This is a genomic window from Histidinibacterium aquaticum, assembly GCF_008710275.1.
Classification (GTDB): Bacteria; Pseudomonadota; Alphaproteobacteria; order Rhodobacterales; family Rhodobacteraceae; genus Oceanicola; species Oceanicola aquaticus.
This window is the reverse complement of record NZ_VYQE01000001.1, coordinates 269,632-283,835: the sequence shown is the minus strand read 5'-3', so window position 1 is coordinate 283,835 and position 14,204 is coordinate 269,632. Positions and strand designations below refer to the sequence as shown.

At 67.7% G+C, this 14,204-nt stretch carries 14 protein-coding genes; 1 reads left to right on the top strand and 13 read right to left on the bottom strand.

Annotation, left to right across the window (positions count from 1 at the left end):
- Positions 1–9: 9 nt before the first annotated feature.
- Genes F3S47_RS01420 through F3S47_RS01390 form a run of 7 tightly spaced genes read right to left on the bottom strand, consistent with a single transcriptional unit; the run spans position 10 to position 5,064 of the window.
- The gene (locus F3S47_RS01420) at positions 10–765 is read right to left on the bottom strand and encodes a flagellar biosynthetic protein FliR (protein WP_150443436.1); all 756 of its coding nucleotides are present in this window, start codon (positions 763–765) and stop codon (positions 10–12) included.
- 1 nt (position 766) lies between these two features.
- Positions 767–2,857, bottom strand: coding sequence for a flagellar biosynthesis protein FlhA (gene flhA / locus F3S47_RS01415; RefSeq protein WP_396279626.1), 2,091 nt, complete (start codon positions 2,855–2,857; stop codon positions 767–769).
- Positions 2,854–3,615, bottom strand: a complete 762-nt coding sequence (locus tag F3S47_RS01410; RefSeq protein WP_150443435.1) for a transglycosylase SLT domain-containing protein — start codon at positions 3,613–3,615, stop codon at positions 2,854–2,856. The genes flhA and F3S47_RS01410 overlap by 4 nt, the downstream gene beginning before the upstream one ends.
- A gap of 6 nt (positions 3,616–3,621) precedes the next feature.
- Positions 3,622–3,891: a flagellar biosynthetic protein FliQ gene (locus F3S47_RS01405; RefSeq protein WP_150443434.1), complete on the bottom strand. Its 270-nt coding sequence runs from the start codon at positions 3,889–3,891 to the stop codon at positions 3,622–3,624.
- Between the two features lie 11 nt (positions 3,892–3,902).
- On the bottom strand, positions 3,903–4,232 hold the full coding sequence (locus tag F3S47_RS01400; protein ID WP_150443433.1) for a flagellar hook-basal body complex protein FliE: 330 nt from the start codon (positions 4,230–4,232) through the stop codon (positions 3,903–3,905).
- A 10-nt stretch (positions 4,233–4,242) separates the two neighbouring features.
- Positions 4,243–4,653 carry a flagellar basal body rod protein FlgC gene (gene flgC / locus F3S47_RS01395; protein WP_150443432.1) on the bottom strand — a complete coding sequence of 137 codons (411 nt, stop codon included), beginning with the start codon at positions 4,651–4,653 and terminating at the stop codon, positions 4,243–4,245.
- Between the two features lie 15 nt (positions 4,654–4,668).
- Entirely contained in the window at positions 4,669–5,064 is a 396-nt protein-coding gene (locus tag F3S47_RS01390; RefSeq protein WP_150443431.1) for a flagellar basal body protein, read from the bottom strand.
- A gap of 67 nt (positions 5,065–5,131) precedes the next feature.
- Between F3S47_RS01390 and fliI the strand changes: the two genes are divergently transcribed.
- Positions 5,132–6,514: a flagellar protein export ATPase FliI gene (gene fliI, locus F3S47_RS01385; protein ID WP_150443430.1), complete on the top strand. Its 1,383-nt coding sequence runs from the start codon at positions 5,132–5,134 to the stop codon at positions 6,512–6,514.
- A 12-nt stretch (positions 6,515–6,526) separates the two neighbouring features.
- Here fliI and F3S47_RS01380 read toward each other — a convergent pair whose 3' ends face one another.
- From F3S47_RS01380 to F3S47_RS01355, 6 genes are all read right to left on the bottom strand, one after another.
- On the bottom strand, positions 6,527–7,279 hold the full coding sequence (locus tag F3S47_RS01380) for a c-type cytochrome (RefSeq protein WP_150443429.1): 753 nt from the start codon (positions 7,277–7,279) through the stop codon (positions 6,527–6,529).
- Between the two features lie 42 nt (positions 7,280–7,321).
- On the bottom strand, positions 7,322–8,233 hold the full coding sequence (locus F3S47_RS01375) for a peptidase associated/transthyretin-like domain-containing protein (RefSeq protein ID WP_150443428.1): 912 nt from the start codon (positions 8,231–8,233) through the stop codon (positions 7,322–7,324).
- 97 nt (positions 8,234–8,330) lie between these two features.
- Positions 8,331–10,502, bottom strand: a complete 2,172-nt coding sequence (locus F3S47_RS01370) for an FAD-dependent oxidoreductase (protein WP_150443427.1) — start codon at positions 10,500–10,502, stop codon at positions 8,331–8,333.
- A 273-nt stretch (positions 10,503–10,775) separates the two neighbouring features.
- A complete protein-coding gene (locus F3S47_RS01365) occupies positions 10,776–12,767 on the bottom strand; it encodes a TRAP transporter permease (RefSeq protein ID WP_223877676.1) in 1,992 nt (663 codons plus the stop codon).
- The gene (locus F3S47_RS01360) at positions 12,764–13,228 is read right to left on the bottom strand and encodes a DUF1850 domain-containing protein (RefSeq protein ID WP_223877675.1); all 465 of its coding nucleotides are present in this window, start codon (positions 13,226–13,228) and stop codon (positions 12,764–12,766) included. Before F3S47_RS01360 ends, F3S47_RS01365 begins: the two co-directional genes overlap by 4 nt.
- Positions 13,225–14,184, bottom strand: coding sequence for a TAXI family TRAP transporter solute-binding subunit (locus tag F3S47_RS01355; RefSeq protein ID WP_150443426.1), 960 nt, complete (start codon positions 14,182–14,184; stop codon positions 13,225–13,227). The genes F3S47_RS01360 and F3S47_RS01355 overlap by 4 nt, the downstream gene beginning before the upstream one ends.
- Positions 14,185–14,204: the final 20 nt, after the last annotated feature.

Genomic DNA, 14,204 nt, shown 5'->3' with positions numbered 1-14,204 from the left:
AGCCCCGCGTCAGAAGGTGAAGGTTTCCAGCCAGTCGGCCATTTCCTGGAGATGCCAGTTCAACATCGTCGGCGCCGCGGCGAGCAGGACGAAGAGCCCGCTGGCGATCAGGACCGGCGCGGCGACGAAGAAGACGGGCAGGGTCGGCATCATCCGGTTCGCCAGGCCCAGCCCGACGTTGAGGACGAGCCCCATGACATAGAACGGGGCGGAAAGAGCGAGGCCCACGTAGAAACTCGCCGAGGCCGCCGCCACGATCTGCTCCGCGAGGTCCCCCGGGACGATCCGCCCGACAGGGAAAATCTCGTAGGATTGGAGCAGCGCGCGGATCATCACGTGATGCAGGTCGGTGGCGAAGATCAGAGCCGTCGCCGCCATCATCAGGACCCCCGCGATCATGGTCGCGCCCTCGAACTGGCCGGTCTGCGGCGCGAGCGCGTTCGAGAGACCGGAGACATAACCGATCTGGTAGCCCGCGAACTGCAGTGCCGACATCACGATGCGCGCCGAGACTCCGATCCAGAGGCCGATTGTGATCTCGAGCGCGACGATCGGTGCGAAGTCGAGCGGCCCGCCGAAGACGATCTCGCCGATGCCGGTGGCGGGGTAGAGCGCAAGCGAGATGGCGAGCGCCATGAAGAGCCTGTAGCGCACCGGCACCTGCCGCTCGCCGAACCCAGGGAGGAAGACCATCACCGCCCCCATCCGCGCGAAGGCGAGGATGAACCCGCCCAGCTGACCGAGAATGACCTCCTCGAGCTCCATTTCAGGTCTCGATCGTGGCGACGGTCCGGAGCGAGGCTTTCCGGTGGACCTCGGCGTGGGAGATGACCGGCGTCATCGGGCTCACGCGTTCGAGCATCCCCCGCACGTTGCTCCGGACCTCCGGGCCCACCATGAGGGCGGGCCACTCGTCGCGCTGGGCGAAGGTCTGGATTTCGCGGCGCGCGGCCAGGACGAACTCCTGCACCCGTTGGGGCGACATGAGGAAGTTGCGCTGATCCCCGTTCACCCGGACCGCTTCGCTGAACTCCCGCTCCCACGTGGCGGAGAGCGTGATGACCGGGACGAAGCCCTTGTCGTCCATCAGGCCCCGGCAGATCTGGTTGGCGAGTTTCTGGCGGACGTGCTCGGTCACCATCGTCACGTTGCTCGTGCTGCGGGTGATCTCGGCCACCGCCTCGACGATCAGGGGCAAATTGCGGATCGAGACGCGCTCGGTCAGCAGCGATTGCAGGACGTGCTGCAGCAGGATCTGCGGCGTCGGTGCGGAGATCTCCGCGACGAGCTTCTGGTAGCTGCGCTCCAGGCCCTCGACCAGTTGCTGGACCGCGCCGTAGGTCAGGAGCTCGGGCATGTGCTCCTTGATGACCTCGGTCAGATGGGTCGTCGCGACGCTCTCGGGATCGACCACCGTGTAGCCCCGCTGCTCGGCTTCGCCGACGAGGCCGGGATCGATCCAGACGGCGTCGAGGCCGAAGGTCGGCTCCCGGGTCTTCTCGCCCGCGAGGTCGATGTCGTTTCCGGCAGGGTTGATGACCATCATGCCGTTCGGCCGCAGCTCGCCGCGTGCGGCCTCAACACCCTGCACGAGGATCGCGTAGGTGTTGGTCGGCAGGCTCGGCTCATCCTTGATCCGGACCGCGGGCAGGACGAAGCCATAGTCCTGGGCGAAGAGATTGCGCAGGCTCTTGATCTTGCCGGGCAGGGCGGCGTCCGACCGCGAGATAAGCGGGACGAGGCCCGAGCCGAGATCGAGCCGCAGATCGTCGAGCCGCATCTTCTCCTGGACGCTGTCCTCTTCCTCCGCCGTCGCAGACCGCTCGGCGGCAGCGGATTCCCGTTTCTCGCGGTCCGCCGTCTCGGCCGCGTGGCGCCTCAGGACAACGCCCAGTCCGACGAGCCCGGCCGAGAGAAGAAGGAAGATCGCCGTCGGAAACCCGGGAAGCAGGCCGATGAAGGCGAGCAGCCCGGCGGCCATGAAGAGCGCCTTGGGGAAGCGGCCGAGCTGGGAGAGGATCGCTTCGTTGGTCGCGCCCTCGGTGCCGCCCTTGGTCACGATCAGGCCGGCCGCGAGCGACACCACCAGCGCCGGGATCTGCGTCACGAGGCCGTCGCCGATGGTCAGGACCGTGTAGTTGCTGGCTGCCGAGCCGACACTCATGCCGTGCTGCAGGACACCGATGAGGATGCCGCCGATCACGTTGATCAGCGTGATGATGATCCCGGCCACCGCGTCGCCGCGCACGAACTTCGAGGCACCGTCCATCGCGCCGAAGAAGCCGCTCTCGTCTTCCAGCTCCTTCCGGCGCGCCTTGGCCTGTGCCTCGTCGATCAGGCCCGAGCCGAGATCGGCGTCGATCGCCATCTGCTTGCCGGGCATCGCGTCGAGCGAGAAACGGGCCGAGACCTCTGCGATGCGGGTCGAGCCCTTGGTGATGACCACGAAGTTGATGACGACGAGGATCGCGAAGATCACGATCCCGATGACGAAGTCGCCGCCCACGATGAACCGGGAAAAGCCCTCGATGACGTCGCCCGCGGCCCCGGTCCCGGTGTGGCCCTCGCTGAGGATGAGCCGGGTCGAGGAGACATTGAGCGACAGCCGCAGCATCGTCACGACGAGCAGAAGCGTCGGAAAAGAGTTGAAATCCAGCGGCTTGGGGATCCAGAGCGCCACCATCAGGATGAGCACGCTGACCGACAGAGAGCAGGCCAGTGCGAGGTCCAGCACCGCCGGCGGCAGCGGGACGAAGAGCATCCCCAGCACCAGCGCGATGCCGATCGCGAAGGCCGTGTCGCGGTTGTTCAGGCCGAGCGCGACCATGCCGCGACCGTTGGTGTCCGGCGCGCTCACGAGGGTGCTCCTTCATGGGCTCGCTGGAAGGCCGGAAGGATCGGCTGCAACTCCCGGCTGGAATAGAGGCTCGTGCGGCCGCCCGAGAGCTGGGAACTCCAGGCGATCCCCGCCCGGGGAGTGAGACCCGCCTCGGCCACCTGGCGCGGCGCGCGGTCAGCCATGGCGTGGAAGCTGGCGGAGCGGGCATTGGCCACCGCGACGTTCTGCTCGAGCGAGGCGAGATAGATCTCCCGCTTCTCTGGCGTGAACGAATGATACGAGCCTGCCGCGGTCAGCCAGTCGCCGGTCTGCCGGTGGAGCCGCACGAGGAAGCGGGCCGCGTAGTCGACGTTCACCGCCGGATCGAAGCCCTCGGCGACGCTGTCGAAGGCGTCCGGATGCCAGCGCATGTTGATCTGCATGCATCCGAGGTCGATGGAGTCGACGCCCTCGCGCCGCTTGAGCGCCACCCAGTCGAGCGCATGGCTGCGGGACTCGAAGAGGCGCCCCTCCCCGGCGGCGTTCACCGCCCAGGGCCAGACCGTCAGTTGACCGGTGTGGCCCGTCCCGGCCTCCTGCAGGCCGATCGCGAGAAGCATGTTGTCGGGGATGCCGTAGCGCTCCTGCGCCGCGAGGATCTCCCTCAGGCAGAGGGCGGCGTCCCCGGCGGGGGCGGCCTGCTGCGGGACGGCGCTCGGCGCGGTCTGGAAGAGGTTCCAGCCGACCGCGGGGCCGGCGGAGGTGACAAGAGCCAGTGCTGCAAGGATCCGCCGCATGACTGCTCAGAAGCCTCCGTTCACGATGAGGTCGAAGACCGTGTCGGACAACCCGTCTAGGGTCGCGTAGATGAAGGGCAGGGAGGCCAGCAAGGCGACGAGGATCGCCGCGATCTTTGGCACGAAGGTCAGCGTCATCTCCTGGATCTGCGTGAGGGCCTGGAACAGCGCGATGCCGAGACCCACGATGAGCGCCACGGCCAGGACGGGCCCGGACGCGATGAGAACCGCCAGGATCGCGTCCGACAGGACGGCATAGGTATCGGCGGCCGTCATCCCGTTGTTCCTTAAATCGGCATCTGCATGACCTGCTGGTAGGCCTCGACCATCTTGTCGCGGACCGAGACCGCGACCTTGACCGTCGACTCGAGCGCGAGGGTCGCCTCGACCACCGCCTGGGTGTCCATTTCGCCCTGCAGGCCGGACTGCATCGCCCCTTCTGCGTCCCGAACCGTGTTCACCGCGTCCGAGGCGGCCTTCTGAACGTAGGAGCCGAAGTCGGCTTCCTTTGTCTCCGGGCCCTGCTCGATCGGGCCGCGCTCCGAGGTGAGGGTCTGCGCGCTCTTGTAGGCGCCGCGGACGGCGCCGGTCGAGACGATGGATGTGAAGTCATTCATCGGCGCTGGCTCACTTCAGCAGGTCGAGGATCTGGTTGCGCATGCGGCGACCGGCCTCGAACATGTTCATGTTGGCCTCGTAGCTGCGGGCCGCTTCGCGCATGTTGCTCATCTCGATGATCGAGTTGACGTTCGGCACCTTCACAAAGCCGTTCTCGTCCGCGGCGGGGTGAGCCGGATCGTGGATCAGGCTGAACTCGCTCTGGTCCCGGCCGATCTCGGCCACGCGGACCATGGACGAGCCACTGTTCCTGTCGACCATCTCCTCGAACGAGACCGTCTTGCGGCGGTACGGATCCGCGCCGGGCGTCGTTCCCCGGGAGTCCGCGTTGGCGACGTTCTCCGCGACGATCCGCAGGCGCTGCCCCTGGGCGTGCATCCCGCTGGCGGCGATCGAAGTGATGGACTTGAGCGGATCCATGACGTCTGCTCCCGGTTACTTGCTCGAGGCCGCGAGGCCGATCAGCTCGTAGCCCTTGCGGTAGAGCTGTGCGGCGAGGCGGTAGTCCTCGGAAATCTGGCTGGCCTTGATGGATTGCTCTTCGAGGACCACCGTGTTGCCGTCGAGGCTCACGTTCCACGAGGCTTCGTCCTCGCGGACGGCCACGTCGCCGCCGGCGGTCGACCCGCCGATGTGGCCGGTGTTCGTGGCGGCAAGGCCGCCGCCGCTCCCCGAACTGTCGAGCATCTGTTCGAACGGCGAGACGTCGCGGGCCCGGAAGCCCGGGGTATCCGCGTTCGCTATGTTTTCGGACACGACCTGCTGACGCGCGCCCAGCCACTGCATCCGCTGGGAGGCGACCTGGAAGAAGGACATTGCTTCGAGCTTCATCCGGTATTCCCTTTCTCTTTCACAAGTATTAACATGAATAAATCCAAGATCAATCGGGAATGTATCCATGCAAACCTTATTTTCCGAGCTGACATCGACAGCACGGCGCATGGAAACCTCCCGGATCACGGGCCAGGTCTCTTCCGTGCGGGGGCTCTTGCTGACGGCGACGGGCCTCGAGCGCGCCATCGGGATCGGGCAGAGGTGTCGTGTTCTAGGGGCTTCCGGCCCGGTCCTGGGCGAGGTCGTGGGCGTCGATGGGACCGGCAGCCATGTCCTTCCGTTCGGGACCTGGGACGGAGTCGTGGCCGGGGACCGCGTCGAGATCAGCCCCATCGGTGAGAGCGTCAGGCCGCAGGACGGATGGGTCGGACGGGTGGTCGATGCGCTCGGGCGGCCGCTCGACGGTGCCGGGCCGCTTCCGGAAGGTCGCGAGGCACGCAGCGTCAGGGCGGCACCGCCGCCCGCCTTCGACCGGCGCCGGGTCGGTGCGCGCATGGAGACGGGCATACGTGCCTTCGACGTCTTTACCCCGCTCTGCCGGGGGCAGCGGATGGGTGTCTTCGCCGGCTCGGGTGTGGGCAAGTCGAGCCTCATGGGGATGCTGGCCCGCAACGCCGATGCCGACGTGATCGTCGTGGGCCTGATCGGCGAGCGCGGGCGAGAGGTGCAGGATTTCATCCAGACCGACCTCGGGCCCGAAGGACTCGCCCGGGCGGTTCTCGTCGTTTCCACCGGGGACGAACCGCCGTTGATGCGCCGCCAGGCGGCCTGGACGGCGATGGCCGTGGCCGAGCACTTTCGCGAGCAGGGGAAACAGGTGCTCCTGCTGCTCGACTCCATCACCCGCTTCGCGACCGCGCAGCGCGAGATCGGCCTGTCGGGGGGCGAGCCGCCGACCTCGCGGGGCTATCCGCCGACGGTCTTCTCCGAACTGCCGCGCCTGCTCGAAAGGGCGGGGCCCGGCAGCGAGGGGCAGGGCGACATCACCGCGCTCTTCACGGTCCTGGTCGAGGGCAGCGACATGGACGAACCCGTCGCCGATACCGTCCGGGGGATCACGGACGGGCACATCGTGCTCGACAGGCGCATCGCCGAGAGGGGCCGTTACCCCGCGGTGGATCTGCAACGGAGCATCTCGCGGATGCTTCCCGACTGCCATGGCCCCGACGAGTACGCGATCCTGCAGAGCGCCCGGCGGGCGCTGGCCCGCTACGCCGACATGGAGGAACTGATCCGGATCGGCGCCTACCGGCCCGGCAGCGACGAGGAGACCGACGCCGCCATCCGGCTTGCGGAACCGGTCGGAGACTTCCTCACGCAGCGCAAGGGCGAGGCGACACCCTCCAGCGAAACCTTCGCCGAACTCTACCGGCTGCTCGCCGAAGCGAACATCGACGTGGCCCTGCCGGATGGTCGGGGGGCGGCGCCGCCGCCCGCCCGGGTCTAGCTCGGCGGGGCGTTATTCCTCCTCGGGCTCGATGACGATGTCGTTCAGGACGTCCAGGTCCGGCGGCAGCGGCTCATCCCCGGCCGGCGCTCCGTGATACGAGAGCATGTAGGCGATGATGTCGATGTACTGCTGGTCCGTGAACTGGCCCGGATTGCTGATCGGCATCGAGGACCTCGTGAACTCGAAGAGCGACCCGACCGTGCTCCCGTTCCAGCTCCGCATGTAGGCGGTGCCCGCCAGCGGCGGGGCCGGTGACATGTCGGCCGTGTCCGGAGCGCCGTTCAGGCGCGAGCCGTGGCACGGCGCGCATCCGCCCTGGTAAAGAAGGCGCGCGCCTTGCGCCTGGTCCTCTGTGAAGACGCCGTCCCAGATTGTCCGGGTCGCCACCTGCTCTGGGGGCTCCACGGAGGCCAGCAATTCCTCGGCCTGCGACTCGTCCACGGTTCCGAAGTCGTTGCCCCAGCTTGTCCGGACGTAGCTCGCGACGGCCGCCAGGTCGCGTGGTCCGAAATCGGGGAATGCCGGCATGGACTTCAGGCCGTAGTGGACCCGCTGAACGATCAGCGAGGGATCGGACAGGCGGTCGTTACCGGCCAATGCGGGAAAGTTCGGTGGCAACCCCTCTCCGTCGGACTGGTGGCATTGCGCGCAGTTGGTCTCGAAGATCTGCTCGCCCTCGCCGAGGAGGTCGCCGTCCTGAGCAAGGGCTATTGTGGGGAGCGCGAGGGCCGCGAAACCCGCTGCAAGTACGCGTCTGGTCATCCTGTTGTGTCTCCTGCTTTCTCTCAGATGGCGGGCAGTGGCCTACCAGTTGCCGGAAGGCGGCGGTTCGGCCTGAAGCGCGGCCTCCGTCGTCACGTCGTCCTCCACATCGAGCTTGCGCCGCATGGGGTACCGGCCGCGGCCGGAGACGAAGACGGTGTAGCTGCCTTTCGCGACGCGGAGCCTCGCGCAGCCGTCCTCGTCGGTTGTGGCGCGGTAGGGGTGCATCACGACGCTCTGGCCGGGCAGGGGGTCCCCGCTCTCGCTGTCGGTCACGCGCACCGTAACCAGCGCTTCGGCGGCCGCGGTCGTCCGGATGCGGAGCGGGGCCTCGGCCCCCGGATGCAGGGCATCGCCAGCGTCGACGCGGATCGACCAGTCATGGCGGCCCTCCGTCTCCGGAGCGGTCAGCTCGGCCCGGGCCACATAGAGGCTCTGGGTGCCGGGTAGGATCTCGCCGGAAAGGGTGCCGTTCCCCATGACCTCGCCCGTCGCATCGACCACCTCGAACCGGCGTCCGGTCATCTCGCAGCCGCTCGAACACTTTAGCCCGATCTCGGCGGTGAACCGGCTGCCCGCTTCGATCGCGGTGGGCACCCCCCAGACGTTGAGCCTCGTCGTGTGGGCGGTGACGGTGACCGTGAAGGCCAGGGCTTCGGTCTCCTGCAGATCGTCCTGCTTCGCGCCGGCGAGCGGCACGGCCCGCCATTCATACGTTCCGGGCTCGGAGGGCACGTCGAGCGTCAGCTTGCCCGTCCGGTTCACGCGGCCGTCGAACTGCACGATCTCGAGCTCCCCCGCGGGCGCATCGTCATGGTCGATGATCTGGAGGGTCTGGCCGGTCATGTCGCGCGGCGGCGTGGAGGCAAGCTTTGCTGTGAGGGTCATCGTCGCGCCGGCATCGACCGTCTCCGGCGTGACGGTCAGGCCGCTGGCTTTCAATGCAGCAGTCATTGTCCTTGGTCCTGTCAGAGTGGGGAAGGGACCGGCCAAACCGGGTCGGCCGGTCCCGGACCGGCGGGGCACGGGCACCCGCCGGCATCTCGGTGGATCAGTCCACGTCTTCGGTCGGGACGTCCGCGTCTTCCATGTCGGCCGACCCTTCGGTGGAGGCGTCGGTCGCCGGCATGGGGTTGGTCTCGTCCGACATCGCTTCGGTGCCCGCGATGTAGCCGTGGACCGTCGCCCGGCCGAGGCCGTGCATCTGGCCGCCGCCGCTGGCCTCGCCGCCGGCGAAGAGCCCCGGGATCGGCTGCATCTCGTTGTCGAGCACCTGGCAGTTCCGGTTCAGCCGGAGGCCGCCGTAGGAGTCGTGCCAGACCACCATGATCGAGGCCGCGTAGTAGGGCGGCTGATCGATCCGGTGCATGGGAGCATCGTCCTGGCCCCGCTCGAAATCGGGGTCGGATCCCTCGTCTACGTAGCTGTTCCACTGCTCGACCGTCTCGACGAGATGCTCCAGAGGAACGCGCTGGAACTCGTTGCCCGACTGGATCTGCTCGGCGAGTTCCTCGAGCGTGTCGGCCTGGAAGAACTGGCCGTTCTCGGTCGAGATGAAGGGCTCCCGGATGGGGAAGTCGCCGCGCTCGACGGCCGCGCTGTCGAAGATCGCCCAGATGGGACCGGAGTAGTACTCCGGAGCCTCGGACCCCTCGTTTATCTGCAGGGCCGCATCCACGCCGTGGGTGAAGTGGTACATCTCGCGCACCCAGTCGATCCGGCAGTTGCGCCAGTCGTAGGGAGTGTGCTCGTCCCAAGTGTTGGGCACGGCGTGCTCGATGCCTCCGGGGTACCGGGGCTCGATCGGCTCGTCCGGCAGCGCCATCTCGTTGAAGAAGCGACGCCCGACCTGGTTCACGGCGATGAGATGCTCGAACCCGGCTTGGCCGACGTTGAACCCTGCGGAGCCCCGGAACGGGAAAGTCGGGTGACCCGGGTACATGTCGGTATAGGCATCCCGCACACCCAGACGCGTCTGGATGTGATAGGTCCGCCGCCCGAAGTTCTGGTGCAGGCCATCGAGGCTCGCGCCCGCCTTCATCCCGGCCAGGATGCCGCTGGCGTCCGCCGCACGGCCCTCGCCGCCCAGAAGCGCCCAGCCGCTGGTCGGGTAGTAGGGCTCGTTCATCCGCGGATAGAACTGGCTGCGGAAGTTCGGGTTGCCCGCGTGCCCGCCGGTGCCGACGATCACGGCGCGATTGGCCTTGATGGTGACCGTCTCGGCCGTCTCCTCGATGTTGCCGTTGGACCAGAAGCTCTGGAGCTGTTCGCCGGTCTCGGGGTCCTGTCGGGGCGTATAGGTCGCCCGTACCCCGATCACCCGGCCGGAGCTGTCCTGGATGAGCTCGTCCATGTGCCGGTTGAACATGAACTCGACGCCCTTCTGGCGGGCCGAGTACTCGAGGCACCGGGACATCGCGCCGCCGCCGTGGACGGCGTTGAGGCCCACGCGGTCCGCCGAGATCGAGAGCTGCCGGGGGCACATGGGGCTCGACCGCTCGGGATCGGCCACGCCGGCGTCCTCCTGCGTGATCGTCCCCGCTTCGATGTCGGTCGTGTCGCCCAGCGTGAGGAATACCGACGAGGCCCGCGCCCGCGACACGCCGCCGCCGAAGTGGGTGCCGTCGATGCGTGCGAAGCGACAGTAGTTGTCCATCAGGAACTGCCGGGTCGGCGGGCAGTTCTCGGCCCAGCCGCGGTGCTGGTCGGGATTGTTGTAGCGGTAGTAGGCATAGCCCTGCTCGTCGAGCACGGACCAGTCGGTCACATCCCGGAACAGGAGCTCGACGTCGTCGTCGAGCGCTTCCTGCGGAACGAGCGGATCGACCTGGATGAAGCCCTCCTCGTCGAGCTCGCCGGCAGCGTCGCGCTGCTGGATCGGGTCGCCGCCGCCGAGCGAGACCCAGGCCCCGCTGTGCAGCATGCGTCCGCCGGCGTCGAAGTTCTGGTCGATGACGATGACCGACGCGCCGAGATCACGGGCCCGGATCGCGGCAGGGAGGCCGGTACACCCGGCACCGAGGACGACCACGTCGGCCTCGTAGTCCCACTGCATCTCTCCCTCTTCGTGCGCGGCGGCCTGGACGGCCGTCGGTCCTCCCAGGGCTGCGGCCCCCGCACCGGCCGCGGCACCCGCGGCAAAGAACTCGCGCCGGCTCAGGCCGGACTCGTCCGTCTTGTGGTCGTCCCGCTTGTTCTTGGGATTGTTACGCTTTCTGGTCATGGCTCGCTCCTCCTCAGCTCTGCGCTGACCTGCTCCGCTGCCTCCTCGCAGCGGACTTGAGCGTCCCCTCATGTCAAAGCTGTCGTGCCGCCGGGGCGGCAATAGGTCGAGGCTCAATCGTCGGGCGTTGAGTGCCGACCGTGCTTCGTCTGTTCCCGAATCGAGGCTAGCAGTTTCCCGCCGGTGCGGCAAATCGTCTCTGCCTTAAGATTGGGCAACCCCGCAAGAGGTGCCTTCGGTGCCAGCTTCAAGCCATTGATAAGGTTATACGATTCAGGCCGCGGGGCCTTCGGTGGCGGCGGAGGGGCGGCCGCCGTCAGATCGCCGCGCGGCCAGCGCGTTCGACCCGAGCAGCAGCAGGATGACCCCGGCGCCCACCGCTTCGATCGCGATCGCGGGCCAAAAGACTGCGACGACGGCGAGGATGGCGACGACCCGCTGCCACTGCAGCAGCGGCGAGAAGAGGAACCCCTCGATCGCCGCGGCGAAGGCGGTCAGCGCGAGGACGGCGAGCAGGCCGTTCCAGAGCACGAGGGGCAGGGGGCCGCCCAGGATGATCGGCTCGTTGAACACCATGAAGAGCGGGATGAGGTAGAGGCCCTTCGCGAACTTCCAGGCCTGGACGGAGGTCTCCATCGGCTTCGCCCCGGCGATGGCCGCGCCCGCGAAGCCGGCAAGGGCCACGGGAGGCGTGACGTTGGAGTCCTGGCTCCACCAGAAGACGACGAGGTGGGCGATCAGGAGAGGAACGCCGAACTCCTCCGTCAGCGCCGGTCCGACGAGGATGATGAGGACGATGTAGGCCGCCGTCACGGGCAGGCCCATCCCGAGTATGAGGCTGGCGATGACCACCAGGATAAGTGCGAGGAGCAGGTTGCCGCCGGAGAAGGCCAGCATCATGGCCGAGAATTTCAGCCCGAGTCCCGTGAGCCCGACCACGCCGACGATGATGCCCGCGACCGCGCAGGCGACGGAGACGGCCACGGCATTCCGGGCGCCGAGTTCGAGCGCATCCAGCGTCTTCATGAACCCCGCCTTGCAGAGCGCGATCCCGCCCGCGAGCGTCGGCCCGTTCGCCAAGTAGTGCAGAAGAGACCGGAGCACCGCCGAGGCGGCCACGGCAAGAATCGCGTAGAAGCCCACCCGCATGGGCGAGTAACCGATGATAAGCAGGGCCACGAGCGCGACCAGCGGCAGGAGGAAATGCCAGCCCTCCATGAGCACGTCCCGCACCCGCGGCAGCTCGGAAGAGGGCATGCCCGTCAGCCCCTGCTTCACGGCGGCGATGTGCACGAGCAGGTAGACCGCGCCGAAATAGAGGATCGCGGGAAAGATCGAGACCAGGACGATATCGATGTAGGGCGTCCGCGTGAACTCGCTGATGAGGAAGGCCCCCGCGCCCATGAGCGGCGGCATGATCTGCCCGCCCGTGGAGGCCGCGGCCTCGACCCCGCCGGCCTGGGCGGGACGGTAGCCGAGCTTCTTCATCAGGGGGATGGTGAAGGCGCCCGTGGTCACGACGTTGGCGATGGCGCTGCCGCTGATCGAGCCCATCCCCGCGGAGGCGATGACGGCGGCCTTCGCGGGCCCGCCGCGCTGGCGGCCAGTGGTGGCGTAGGCGAGATCGATGAAGAACTTGCCCGCTCCGGTCACCTCCAGGAAGGCGCCGAAGAGTACGAAGATGAAGATGAAAGTCGCGGCGACCCCGAGCGGGATGCCGTAGATCCCCTCGGCGCCCAGTGTCAGCTGGCTCGCGAGGCGCTCCAGCGAATAGCCCCTGTGATTGAGGATACCGGGCATGAAGTCGGCCAGAAACGGCAGCTCGCCCCGGTTCCCGGCGAAGGCATAGGCGATAAACACCAGGCCGATGATCGTCATCGGCAGCCCGATCGCCCGGCGCGAGGCTTCGAGGACCACCAGCGTCGTGATGATGCCGACCCAGATATCCTGGTCCCGTGGAATGATGGCGTTCGCGATGGCGTCGATGTTCGCGGGCACCCAGTAGCCGACGAGAATTCCGCACAGGATGAGCGGCCCGTCGATGGCCCAGCCCAGCACGCCTCGCGGCTTGTCGCGGGTAACGGGGTAGATGAGGAAGCAGAGGACGAGGATGAAGCCGAGGTGGATGGGCCTCTGGAAGAAGAGGCCGAGCGGCTGGATCCCCGCGGCGTAGAGCTGGAAGAGAGACAGCGAGATGCCGACGGCCGCCGTGACCTTCAGCAGCAAGGTAGGGCGGGGCATCGAGATCTGGCTCACCTCGGTCACTCGGTCTCCTCCAGCGAGAGCGTCACCCGGTCATGGGCCGCGAGATCGGTCAGCGAGACTTCGCGGTCGCCAGCTCTCAGCCGGTGATCGACCTCCGGTCCGCCAGGGCGCAGGACATAGGCGTTGCCGGGCACCGGCTCGTCCAGATCGACGATCCAGTATCCGCCACGCCCGTCAGAAACCTGCCGCCCGCGCCCGACGATGTGGCCCAGTCCGGCGGCGAAGTCCGGCTGGTGCGAGCGGACAAGGACCATGCGCCCCTCTCGGTTTTCGTAGCAGTCCTGGACTTCAAAGCCCTGGACGGAGTGCCGCCAGAGAACGCACCACTCGCCTCCCTCGGCCACGGGCAGCGCGGCGATCCGGCGTCCGTCGTCCAGCCTCGCGACGAGCTCGGCCGGGTGGGCCGCCGACGCGAGAAGCAGGAGGGCCAGAAGCCCTCCTGCCGAAGTGCTCCGCCTCACGGCCGGAGAGCGTCCGGAATGTCGGCGCCTGCTTCCTCGTAATAGCGGATCGCGCCGGGATGCAGCGGCACCGGGGTCGCCGCCATGGTGAACTCGATCGTCGTCTCGTTCGCCGCCGGGTGCACGGCCTGCAGATCGGCGATGTTCTCGAACATGGCCTTGGTGATCTGGTAGACCGTCTCCTCGTCCATCTCGGACGACGCCACCAGGACGTTCGGCACGCCGATGGTCGAGACGTCCTCCTCGAGCCCCTCGTAGGTATCGGCGGAGAGCGACAGCGCGGTGAAGACGTCGGAGGCTTCCTGCGCCGCGGCGATCTGCTCTTCCGTCAGCGAAATCATCGCGATGTCGTTCGTGGTCGCGAGGTTGAGGATCGACGAGGTAGGCGCGCCCACGCTCCAGAAACCGGCGTCGATGTCGCCGTTGTTGAGCGCGTCAGCGGTCTCGTTGAAGTTCAGCCGCTCGGCGGTGAAGTCGTCGAAGGACATGCCGTTGGCTTCGAGGATGGTCTGCGCGTTGACCTCGGTGCCGGAGCCCGGCGCGCCCACGGAGACACGCATGCCCTCGAGGTCCTCCAGCGACTCGATGCCGGAGTCGGCGAGCGTCACGATCTGCACCATGTTCGCGTAGAGCGACGCGACGCCCCGGATCATCTCCAGCTGCTGGCCGTCGAAGCGGCCGGTGCCGGCGTAGGCCTGCTGCACGGTGTCGGCGAGGCCGATGGCGAGGTCGGCATCGCCGGTGGCGACGAGGCCCATGTTCTCGACCGATGCGCCGGTGACCTCGGCGGTCGCGGCATAGCCCTCGACGTTCTGGTTGATCACCTCGGCGAGACCGCCGCCCATCGGGTAATAGACACCTCCGGTGCCGCCGGTCGCGATCGACAGTTGCGTCTGCGCCACGGCCGGCCCGGCCGCGAGAGCGGCGACGGCGGCGAGTGCTTTCATCGTGTTCATGTGTATCCTCCCAGATATCA

What these genes read in the sequence shown, in the direction of transcription:
- F3S47_RS01420 (WP_150443436.1), bottom strand. Translation starts at nt 765, where the DNA reads ATGGAGCTCGAGGAGGTCATTCTCGGTCAGCTGGGCGGGTTCATCCTC.
- flgC (WP_150443432.1), bottom strand. Translation starts at nt 4,653, where the DNA reads ATGGATCCGCTCAAGTCCATCACTTCGATCGCCGCCAGCGGGATGCAC.
- F3S47_RS01410 (WP_150443435.1), bottom strand. Translation starts at nt 3,615, where the DNA reads ATGCGGCGGATCCTTGCAGCACTGGCTCTTGTCACCTCCGCCGGCCCC.
- F3S47_RS01380 (WP_150443429.1), bottom strand. Translation starts at nt 7,279, where the DNA reads ATGACCAGACGCGTACTTGCAGCGGGTTTCGCGGCCCTCGCGCTCCCC.
- F3S47_RS01370 (WP_150443427.1), bottom strand. Translation starts at nt 10,502, where the DNA reads ATGACCAGAAAGCGTAACAATCCCAAGAACAAGCGGGACGACCACAAG.
- F3S47_RS01390 (WP_150443431.1), bottom strand. Translation starts at nt 5,064, where the DNA reads ATGAAGCTCGAAGCAATGTCCTTCTTCCAGGTCGCCTCCCAGCGGATG.
- F3S47_RS01355 (WP_150443426.1), bottom strand. Translation starts at nt 14,184, where the DNA reads ATGAACACGATGAAAGCACTCGCCGCCGTCGCCGCTCTCGCGGCCGGG.
- F3S47_RS01405 (WP_150443434.1), bottom strand. Translation starts at nt 3,891, where the DNA reads ATGACGGCCGCCGATACCTATGCCGTCCTGTCGGACGCGATCCTGGCG.
- F3S47_RS01375 (WP_150443428.1), bottom strand. Translation starts at nt 8,233, where the DNA reads ATGACTGCTGCATTGAAAGCCAGCGGCCTGACCGTCACGCCGGAGACG.
- F3S47_RS01400 (WP_150443433.1), bottom strand. Translation starts at nt 4,232, where the DNA reads ATGAATGACTTCACATCCATCGTCTCGACCGGCGCCGTCCGCGGCGCC.
- fliI (WP_150443430.1), top strand. Translation starts at nt 5,132, where the DNA reads ATGCAAACCTTATTTTCCGAGCTGACATCGACAGCACGGCGCATGGAA.